This window comes from Photobacterium sp. BZF1, assembly GCF_014349205.1.
GTDB lineage: Bacteria > Pseudomonadota > Gammaproteobacteria > Enterobacterales > Vibrionaceae > Photobacterium.
The window spans coordinates 23,517-33,374 of sequence record NZ_JACSOF010000067.1 but is presented as its reverse complement, the minus strand read 5'-3'; the positions used below and the strand labels follow the sequence as shown (position 1 = coordinate 33,374).

The window sequence follows — 9,858 nt, the reverse complement described above, 5'->3', positions numbered from 1 at the left end:
AACCGCAATGATGGTGCAAATGCGACTTTCCAATATGAATCTAACCTTGCCGGCCGTTTCAATCAGCTGACATACGGCTTTGATTACATGGACAAGACCACCTCGAGCACATATGGCGGAACACCGTTTATGAAAGAAAGTGCCGAGACAGCAGCGGTGTTTGCCGAAGACCGACTTCAGGTTCTAGAGGCGGTTGCGGTAACGGCAGGCTTGCGCTACGACAACTACAAACGGAAAGCGACCAATGACAATGATACCTTTGACGAGGTGACCTGGAGCCTGGGGGCGGAATGGGATGTTACCCAGCACTGGACCCTGTTTGCCAATTCCCGCTCGCTGTTCAAAGGGCCGGAGCTGCTGGAAACATTTATTGCGTACCAAGATGTCGCCTTCCTGGCTGAGGATATCAAGCCGGAAACGGGTTTGAATAACCAGATTGGTGCCCGTTATTTGCAGCACTTTGGTGATCATACCCTTAGTGGCAACCTGACACTTTTCAAGACAGATATCGATGATTATATCGGTGAGTCTTACCAACCGGATGGCACCTACCTTACTGAGAACATCGGTGACGTCGAACTTAAAGGTTTTGAATTTAGCGTTAACTATCGTTACGAGTCGCTATTTACCCGTGCCTCTTATGCCCGCTCAGACAGCGAAAACAAAACAACGGGTGGCCCATTGGTCGCAGGGAATGGACGTAGTGCGGATCTGGGCGACAGCATTTCGTTCGGGATTGACTACTACTTCGACAGCGTTGATACCGCAGTAGGATGGACCTCGCTCTTTGTACTTGAAGAAGACAATGTACTAGAAGGCCAACCAGAGAAACCTTCGTACAACACTCATGATATGTATGTTCAGTGGCAGCCACGTCAGCTCAATGACCGCTTGTTGGTAACATTTGGCATCGATAACATCTTTGATGAAGCATACACCTCACATGCATCCCGTTCAGGGCTAGCTAGAGGTACTACTCTGGATGATCTAGAGCCGGGCCGAAACTACAAACTCTCTGCTTCCTATCAGTTTTAACCTTCACGGAGCACGGGCCTGAGGTAATGCAGGCCCGTTTTATACATGGAAAAAATACAAACAACACTCAGTTCGCCGCATTGTGCCAAATACTTGGTAACCCTCTGCCGTCACTTTGCCCGAAAGGTGCCAGCCGAATGGGACGAGTACAGTGGCGAAGTCACTTTCGCAATGGGGACTTGTCGTTTTTCGCTAGGGCATGAAGGGCAGCAACTTGATGTGCTCTGTGAGGCCGAAAATAAAGAAAACCTTCATATGGTGCGGCAAATCATCGAGCACCACCTCACTATGTTTTCACGCCGGGAAACCTTGGCGGTGAAATGGCAATAGTACGATGGGCAACTTCCGGTAATGGGATAGTAGATAAAGGAAAATTAATGAATCAGAGTAGAAGGAAAGGGATGTTATTGAAATGGGCTGGCTCAGTGCTGAGTGCTTGTTTTATGTTTATGTCGTATCAGGCCCAAGCAATAACGATTGAGCATGCCAAAGGGGTGACCCAGTTTGCGGCTTCCCCCAAGCGGGTCGTTGTGTTGGGCAATGCAAGCTTGGATGTGCTTGATAAAATAGGTATCAAGCCTGTCGCGACTCCCCATGCAATGCTTCCTGAGTATCTGGCAGGTTATCGTTCAAACACAGTTAACGCAGGTGCATTTTTCGAACCGGATCTCGAGGCAATATTCAATGCAAAACCGGATGTAATTATTGTCGAAAAGCGGATGATGAAAAGCTACAACCAGCTCAGAAAAATCGCACCGACAATCGTATTTGACCTGAGTGGCGATCATTACTGGGTTGAGACCCAAGCCAACTGGCGGATGCTTGGGAAACTGTTTGAAAAAGAGCAGCAAGTTGAAGCTTATATCTCAAAACTTCAGCAGCAATTTGATGCAATTCACAACGAAGTGACAGAGCGGCAGCTATCCAGTTTGATGCTGATGAATAACGGCAGCCAGGTGGCGATGTTTGGCAAGGGAAGTCGCTTTACCGTTGTGTTTGATGAATTTGGCTTTACCGAGTCGGCATCCAGCAAAGAAGCCTCCAAGCCAACTCCGCATGGTAACCTGATTTCGTTTGAGTATATCTTCGATGCCAAACCCGATGTCATTTTCGTTATCGACAGGGAGCAGGCCATTGGAAAGCGAGAAGGGCATGCCAAAGTGATGTTCGATAATAAATTGGTAAAAGCGACGCCTGCTGGCCAAAACCAGCGTGTTGTGTTTGTCGATCCCAATGCGTGGTATATCTCGGGTGGGGGCATAACGGCTACCGAGAGTATGCTCAATGATGTCAGCAGCGCTTTGAATTGATGTAGAAAACATATTCATTGCAGTTAAAAAAAGACCTCACGTTTGTACGTGAGGTCTTTTTTGCTTAGAGAGAAATTAACGAGATGCTAGCCCCGATAAGTCCCTCGCTTCTTAAGCTGATTTTTTATGAGATGCCTTAGTTTGGTCAATCTCGGTAAACAAGCCTCTCACTAGGCTTACACAACCTAGGATCAGAATGATCGTAAAAGGTAGTGCCGCGATAATGGTAATCGACTGAAGGGCCTGAATGGAGTCAGTACCACCAATCCACAACATCACCATCGCAATGGTGGCAGAGATAACCGCCCAAATGACTTTTTGCCTGATAGGTAGCTCTAACTTGCCACCTGCCGTCATGCTATCGACAACAATCGAGCCAGAATCCAGGGTTGTTACAAAGAAGACAATGATCAATGCAACCGCGATGAGAGAAAGGATATTGCCGATTGAATACGCATCTAGCATGTAGAACAAGCTGAGAGATACGTCGGTGATCCCTTGCTCTGCACCGAGTAGGCCAACTTTATCAATAACCTGCTCGATGGCTATGCCGCCAAAGAAAGACATCCACGCAGTTGTAACCAGTGTTGGAACAACCAGAACACAGACCAAAAATTCGCGGATTGTACGGCCTTTTGAAATACGGGCAACAAACATACCAAAGAAAGGTGCGTAGGCGACCCACCAAGCCCAGTAGAATACAGTCCAACCGTGCAACCAGGTTGTATCTTCGCGGCCAGTACTTTGGCTTAGCGGAATAATATTCTTCACATAACCGGTGACAGCGGTAAACAGCGAGTCGAAGGTTGTTGTGAAATTCAGAATCGCAAGGAAGCCCAAGAACAGGAAAGCGATGATCATGTTGAGGTTACTCAACATTTTCACACCATCATCCATACCACGGACGACAGAAATAATGGCCAGACCCATAATGACCAAGATGATCAAAATTTGAAGGAATAAACTATTCTCTAGGCCGAATACATGGCTGATGCCACTTGCGGCCTGGGAGCCACCCAGCCCCAGTGATGTTGCTAGGCCGAACAAAATAACCAGTACGGCCAACACGTCAATCACATCACCGATTCTTCCCCATACCCTGTCGCCAAGCAGTGGGTAGAAAACGGAACGCATCGAAAGTGGTAGACCTTTGTTATACACAAAGTACGCCAGTGAGAGTGCTGTCATGCCATAAATGGCCCAGGCATGGAAGCCCCAGTGGAAGACGGCAGAGCCTAGTGCCAACTCTCTCGCTTCGGCAGTATATGGCTCGACATTTAGCGGTGTGCCAAACCAATTAGTGAAAAATGCTGTTGGTTCTGCGACCCCCCAGAAAATAAGCCCGATGCCCATGCCTGCAGCAAATAGCATGGAGATCCATGATAGGGTCGAAAAGTCAGTAGTCGCGTCATCGCCACCTAAGCGAATTTTACCCAAAGGTGAGAAAGCAATAACAACGGCAAACAGTAGCAGGATGTTTGCGCCCCACATGAAGATGAAGTCAAACTTCGAAAGGGCAGCGGCCTTAACGGCATCAATTGCGGCTTTGGAATCTGCTGGTGAAAGGATTAAAAGTGTAACAATGAAAAGAATGGATAAGCCCGCGGATACGGTAAAAACGGTGTTGTGGACATCCATACCCCATTTGGTTACGTTGTCCTGACCTACTTGGTAATCTGTTGAATCTATGCTGTATTTATTTGATTTAAAACCCATAATTAAGAGGCTTGTACATTCGAACCCCGAATGTAATGACCAACTCCATGTCTATTAATCGACCGATTAGTATGTGAATATCATTCAAGAGGCGGGTCTTTTCCATGACCTTGACTGGGTCCCCTTCGATGTATTTACACCTAATCCCGAGGCGACTACCTTAACACATAATCAGGGTATTTTGTGATTTAGCGCTCCTTTTTGTATTTCATAACGTTTACAAAACCTATCAAAGCACTATGAATACAAAGCGTTAGGAGAAATAAAAAACCGACCATTTAGGCCGGTAAATGAGTTAATTTTATCTAAGCGAAAGTATTATTTTACGTTGTATTTGTCATCTGAGCGGATGTATATTGTCACGGCCTCATTGCTTGAATTGGTAATTTCGTGGGTAAATTTACCCTCAGACTCGATATAACTGCCAGACCCTAGTTTCACCGCTGTTTCCAAGTCTTTCGAGTCGTAGCTAATCTCCCCTGAAATAACCACTGCACGAAATTCACTGGCCTCTGTCGAAATAGAGCCTTCAAAGCCAGAAGGTAATTTGACCATTGAGCCATTAATCGCAGCGGTATTTCCCCATAAGTAGGTTGACTGTACACCGTCGGCTTCTAGATTGTGTAGGTCACTGTCATATAACCACACGATGTTATCCCTATGCAGGTTTAATGGGCGCTCGCCGTTGTCAAATTTCTCTTTCGAAGGCTTCACAAGGTAAGGGCCAGCATCAATCTCCAGATAGATAAGGTTTACTTCGCCATTTGCGGCAGTGGTGTGATCCTCACCTGCAGGTTGGGTCCAGAATGAACCGGTTGGCATCCACATTTTCTCAGCTGTTGGGTCATCATTGTGCATCATGCCGTCAATGACTACGCCACGGTAGGTGATGTTGTGGATATGCGGGGGTGATTCAAAACCTTTCCGGAATCGGACTAACATACCTGTAGCCGTATCTTCTGTTCTATCACCCCATAGGTCGGCGGCACCGGGACTCAGTTCGCCACGCAACGGGTTGAGGTAGCCCCATTCAATATCATCAACGGCAACTACCTTAGAAGTAGGTTCGGCAGTGAGGGCCGGTGCAGAGAGTAGTACGACTGCCAAAGCAGTAGCTGACTTTTTGAAATCTAATGTCATAACCTATCCCGTTTTTGGTGGCGATAAGTCGCCTTTATAAACTATAACAGTGCCTGTCGAAGCTATTGGGGTTTGTACTATTAAATTTGCTGACAAATCAGATGGTTTCGAAGACTGAGGGGAGGTATATTGTGCCAAATACATGATTTGAAAGGATTGATGGTAATGCTTACTAGGGCTTCGTTAAGTGTCGGTATTTCTGCAGTATTAATCTTGAGCACCCCTGCGATTGCTAAATGGGAAAACCATGCCGATAGATACCAAGATGAATATAAGAATCACCTCAGTGCTACCTGCCCCTTAGCGAAAGATGACATGAAGCACTTTGTGTATTTCGCCGGTAACCGAGCATCATTAAAAGACCATCCTTTGTTAACCAGCGAGCGCTTTACTGGGGCACAAATCATGTACCCATGGGCTTTGCTTGAACCGGAAAAAGGCCAGTACGATTTTTCAGCTATCGAAGAGGACTATCAGTACCTCAAAGCCCATGGCAAAAAGCTGTTCATACAACTTCAAGATGCGACTTTCAGCGTTGAATTCCGAGGGATACCCGCCTACCTAAATAGCGATGAGTTCGATGGTGGCTCGGTGCCAAGGTTTTATGATAATGGCAAGCAAGATGGCTGGAGTGCCAAGCGCTGGAATACGAAGGTGCAGCATCGGTTTGCGTTGTTAATCGCGGAACTTGGCAAATCATATGACGGGAAAATCGAGGGTATTAACCTACAAGAGACCGCAGCGGCAGCTGATTCAGAGACTGATCCTACATTCTCAGAGTCAGGGTATGTTGCAGGCATCAAAGCCAATATGCGAGCCTTGAGCAAGTCATTTACCATAAGCTCTACCATGCAATATGCCAATTTTATGCCTGGTGAATGGTTACCTTGGGAAGATAAAGGTTACCTTAGAGAAGTTTATGCCTATGGCGAGCAAATTGGAGTCGGTCTTGGTGGGCCAGATCTAATGATGCGCCGTCGCGGGCAATTAAACCATGCTTTGGCAATGATGCATGAAAATGAATACAGCGTGCCACTGGGTATTGCGATTCAGGACGGGAATTATATTGGAGAAACAGACAATACAACCGTTGTTAACGAGCGGAAAAATATTGTCCCAGCTTTGCATTCATTCGCGCAGAACTTTTTGAATGTTGACTACATGTTCTGGGTAAACCAAGAGCCATATTTTGAGCAAGATGTATTACCTTGTTTCGAAAATCAAAACAGGTAAATTCCAGGTGAGGGTAGGAGTCCCCAGCACCAAAGCGAGCTCTTATTTGAATTTTACAGTTTCCGCAATGGGATAACGACCATGCTAAACGGTTATATATCTCATGGCTGGAATCAGTGAAATAGTGCTCACTGTCTTATCTTTAAGAATCAGGCGACATTACTCCTAACAAGCTCTTCGTTTGGTTGATCTTAAACGAAGGGAATTGGTATTGTTGCGACGCATAATCATCGGTATGTGGGTATAGCTCGTTGGCATCCCTATACCATCAACAGTCGAACGAGAAGCCCAAACATGTCAGCCTCGCAATTTCAAACCAACTGGATAAAACCCTTCACACTCGATCAAGCCGCCCTCAAGCTCGGTAAAAGCAAAGAGGAAATTAAGGCGCTGTGCGAGTCGAAAGTATTGAACGGCGGTTGGGATGACTTTATCGGCGAGAACGGCGCCTTTGTTGTTTGGTTGCCAGAAGACCATACGGACATTACAGCTGACGAAATACGCGCCGGCGCGACAGTGCATTAAGGATTTGAGAGGGGTATTTACACCACGGTATATACCCCATTTTATTTTTGGCTCCCGATTAGAGATTCATATAAACCCCAGGGCCAACAGGTAATCCGAGTGCTGTCCAGATCAGAAGGTAAATTGTCCAGCAGACTATGAACCCGATAGATAACGGCAACATGGTAGCCATTAAAGTACCAATCCTCAGGTTTGGCTGGTACTGCTGCATATAGACCAGGGCTACCGAGAAGTAGGGTGACATGGGGGAGATGATGTTAGTTGCGCTGTCGCCAATTCGGAACATTGCGAGGGTGAACGCAGGGTCGATACCAATATTCATCAGCATCGGAATGAAGATTGGGGCAAACAGGGCAAACTGTGCCGAACCGGATGTCATGAACACGTTCATTAAGGCTGTGACAAGAATAAACGCGACGATCAATGAGTAACCAGTAAAGCCCGTAGAACGAAGGAACTCCGCACCTTCAAAGGCGATCAGGTTGCCGATACCTGTCCATTTGAAATAGGCAATAAACTGGGCAATTGCGAAGAACAGCACCAAAGTTGAAGCCAGCCCTTTTACGGACTCCGCCATTAGCGCGGGAACATCTTCCCTTTTTTTGATCTTTCCGGTTTTCTTGCCATACACGATACCTATCCCTAAGAAGTACGCAAATAGGAATGGCACAAACGACTTCATGAATGGGGATGGGATCAGTCCGCCATCACTGTTTCTAAATGGTGATGCATCTGGGTAAATTAATGCGATGACGATGGTAAGAAAAGCCAAGCTAAACAACGCGACTTGCTTGAGACCCTGCTTTTCAGCGTCAGTAATGTCGCGGTCTACCTCTGGCGCTGGGATCACCATTTTTGAAATAGGTTGGAGGCGGTTCAGTCTTGGCTCGACGATTTTATCGATTATCAGCGTACCGACGATAGCCAGCAGGATGACTGATGTTGCAGCAAAATAGTAATTGTCGACAGGTGAGACATACGCTTCTGGATCAATGATACGAGCAGCTTCGGTCGCTATTCCTGCGAAGATGGCATCCCCAGCGGTGACAAATAGGCTAGCGTCAAAACCAGCACCTGCTGCAGCATAAGCGGCGGCAGCCCCAGCAATCGGGTTTCTGCCCATACTATGGAAAATCATTGCCACAAGAGGGATCAAGATAAGATAATTTGCGTCTGAGGTGATAGAGCCACAAATACCGGCAATAAATACAGCAAACGTTAGCAGGTGTTTCGGAGCTTTTGATACGGTTTGACGCATTAATGTCGACAGTAGACCGACCTTGTCGGCTAGCCCAATACCGAACATTACAACGACAATGGTACCCAAAGGGGGAAAGTTGACGAAGTTGTTTACGAGGTTGGTGGACATATAAACCACACCCTCAGAAGAGAGCAGGCTTTTAACGGCGGTCAGTTCACCACTTCGGGCATTGATCGTCTGGACATCAAAGTAGTTGAGCAACGCTGAAAGCAGCACAACACCGATGGCGAGATAAAAAAACAGGTAAAAAGGGTGGGGGAGCTTATTGCCAACCTTCTCGATAGTAGCCAGGAAACGATTATCCTTGGGTGGATGCTGATCTACTTGTGTTGGTGATAGCATTATTTATCCCTCCCTAGGCCGAGGTAGTATTCGGCGATCGCCAAGTAGGCACGTGCTGCGACACCGATAATGTCATCGTTAAAATCGTAATGGGGGTTATGCAGATAGGCGGAATTTTCACCATTGCCAATGAAAAAATAACACCCTGGTATTTCCTGTAGGTAGAAAGAGAAGTCTTCAGCTCCCATTGTTGGCATGTAATCAATGAGCTCTATGTCATCACATACTTTATATTGGTTAAAGGCTTCAATGGCGTTGAGCGTTGACTCCCGATCGTTGACCAAAGCAGGGATATCAAGCAGTGTTTTCATCTCAAAAGTACAACCCGTATTAATACAGGCTCCTTGGATAGTTTCCTCTACCCCTTTAATCAATAAATCGCGAGTTTGAGGAGAGTCCGACCGGATACTTAAAATCAGGCTGGCATTTTCTGCGATAACATTTTGAGCCGTGCCGGCTTGGAATTGGGCAACGGTAATAACGCCAGCCTGCAGAGGTGACAATCTGCGTGCAACTACAGACTGTACATTAGTGACGAAAGTACTCCCAGTGACGACAGGATCGTTGGCAAGGTGCGGCATCGCTGCATGGCCACCCTTACCTTTGATTTCAATTTGAACGGTTGTATTACCGCCCATTGCAGAACCTGACTTGGCAAACAATAGTCCTTGTTTGAAACCGGGGCGGTTATGAAAGCCGAAAATAGCATCGACAGAAGGGTTCTGCAGTGCTCCGTCATCAATCATGGCTTTTGCTCCAGCCCCACCTTCTTCAGCGGGCTGGAATAACAGTTTGATTTTCCCTTTGTACCTGCTCTTGTTGGCTATGAGTGCTTCTGATGCACAGAGAAGTGAAGCGGTATGGCCATCGTGACCACAGGCATGCATCAGCCCCTGGCAGGTGGATTTATGAGAAAACTCGTTGAGTTCATTGATTGGAAGGGCATCCATGTCAGCGCGAAAAGCAATTGTTGGCCCGGGGGTGCCAGTATCGAGAAGGGCAACAACACCTGTTTTGCCAATGCCAGTTTGAACGCTATAACCGAGTTTGGTGAGGTGCTTTTCAACCAATTCAGCTGTGCGGACTTCTTCATATTTGAGTTCCGGATGGCGGTGGATTTCTTTTCTGATCTCAACATAGGGCTGAGTGTTGATACTTGAATACATAAATCTCCTTATTTATGAACAAGCTAATTATGAGTGTAGATTTTGAAGCCATTAATGGCTTAGAGTCCTCGTCACTGATACATCCTTGTGTCCGAGGCTTCTAGGCTATGGATAACTTTAAACGGGCGGC

The 9,858-nt window shown here is 46.6% G+C and carries 9 protein-coding genes; 5 read left to right on the top strand and 4 right to left on the bottom strand.

Annotated elements, in window-relative coordinates; translation table 11 throughout:
* From BIZ37_RS16010 to BIZ37_RS16000, 3 genes are all read left to right on the top strand, one after another.
* On the top strand, positions 1-1,035 hold a 1,035-nt coding region (locus tag BIZ37_RS16010; protein WP_187462322.1), incomplete at its 5' end, for a TonB-dependent receptor domain-containing protein.
* Positions 1,036-1,080: 45 nt separating this feature from the next.
* On the top strand, positions 1,081-1,365 hold the full coding sequence (locus BIZ37_RS16005; protein WP_187462321.1) for a DUF2218 domain-containing protein: 285 nt from the start codon (positions 1,081-1,083) through the stop codon (positions 1,363-1,365).
* Positions 1,366-1,412: 47 nt separating this feature from the next.
* Positions 1,413-2,345 (top strand): siderophore ABC transporter substrate-binding protein, encoded by a 933-nt coding sequence (locus BIZ37_RS16000; protein WP_187462320.1) that lies wholly within the window; start codon positions 1,413-1,415, stop codon positions 2,343-2,345.
* Between the two features lie 111 nt (positions 2,346-2,456).
* Here BIZ37_RS16000 and BIZ37_RS15995 read toward each other — a convergent pair whose 3' ends face one another.
* Together BIZ37_RS15995 and BIZ37_RS15990 are read right to left on the bottom strand one after the other, a co-directional pair.
* Complete coding sequence (locus tag BIZ37_RS15995; RefSeq protein WP_187462319.1) at positions 2,457-4,061, bottom strand: BCCT family transporter; 1,605 nt, start codon at positions 4,059-4,061, stop codon at positions 2,457-2,459.
* A 318-nt stretch (positions 4,062-4,379) separates the two neighbouring features.
* Positions 4,380-5,201 carry a DUF4437 domain-containing protein gene (locus BIZ37_RS15990; RefSeq protein WP_187462318.1) on the bottom strand — a complete coding sequence of 274 codons (822 nt, stop codon included), beginning with the start codon at positions 5,199-5,201 and terminating at the stop codon, positions 4,380-4,382.
* A 165-nt stretch (positions 5,202-5,366) separates the two neighbouring features.
* Here BIZ37_RS15990 and BIZ37_RS15985 point away from each other — a divergent pair, with 165 nt between their 5' ends.
* Together BIZ37_RS15985 and BIZ37_RS15980 are read left to right on the top strand one after the other, a co-directional pair.
* The gene (locus BIZ37_RS15985; protein ID WP_222939704.1) at positions 5,367-6,434 is read left to right on the top strand and encodes a hypothetical protein; all 1,068 of its coding nucleotides are present in this window, start codon (positions 5,367-5,369) and stop codon (positions 6,432-6,434) included.
* 294 nt (positions 6,435-6,728) lie between these two features.
* Entirely contained in the window at positions 6,729-6,959 is a 231-nt protein-coding gene (locus BIZ37_RS15980; protein WP_187462317.1) for a hypothetical protein, read from the top strand.
* Positions 6,960-7,017: 58 nt separating this feature from the next.
* Here the strand turns inward: BIZ37_RS15980 and BIZ37_RS15975 are convergent, their stop codons facing one another.
* Together BIZ37_RS15975 and BIZ37_RS15970 are read right to left on the bottom strand one after the other, a co-directional pair.
* Positions 7,018-8,562 carry an AbgT family transporter gene (locus tag BIZ37_RS15975; protein ID WP_187462316.1) on the bottom strand — a complete coding sequence of 515 codons (1,545 nt, stop codon included), beginning with the start codon at positions 8,560-8,562 and terminating at the stop codon, positions 7,018-7,020.
* The gene (locus BIZ37_RS15970; RefSeq protein WP_187462315.1) at positions 8,562-9,728 is read right to left on the bottom strand and encodes a M20 family metallopeptidase; all 1,167 of its coding nucleotides are present in this window, start codon (positions 9,726-9,728) and stop codon (positions 8,562-8,564) included. Before BIZ37_RS15970 ends, BIZ37_RS15975 begins: the two co-directional genes overlap by 1 nt.
* Positions 9,729-9,858: the final 130 nt, after the last annotated feature.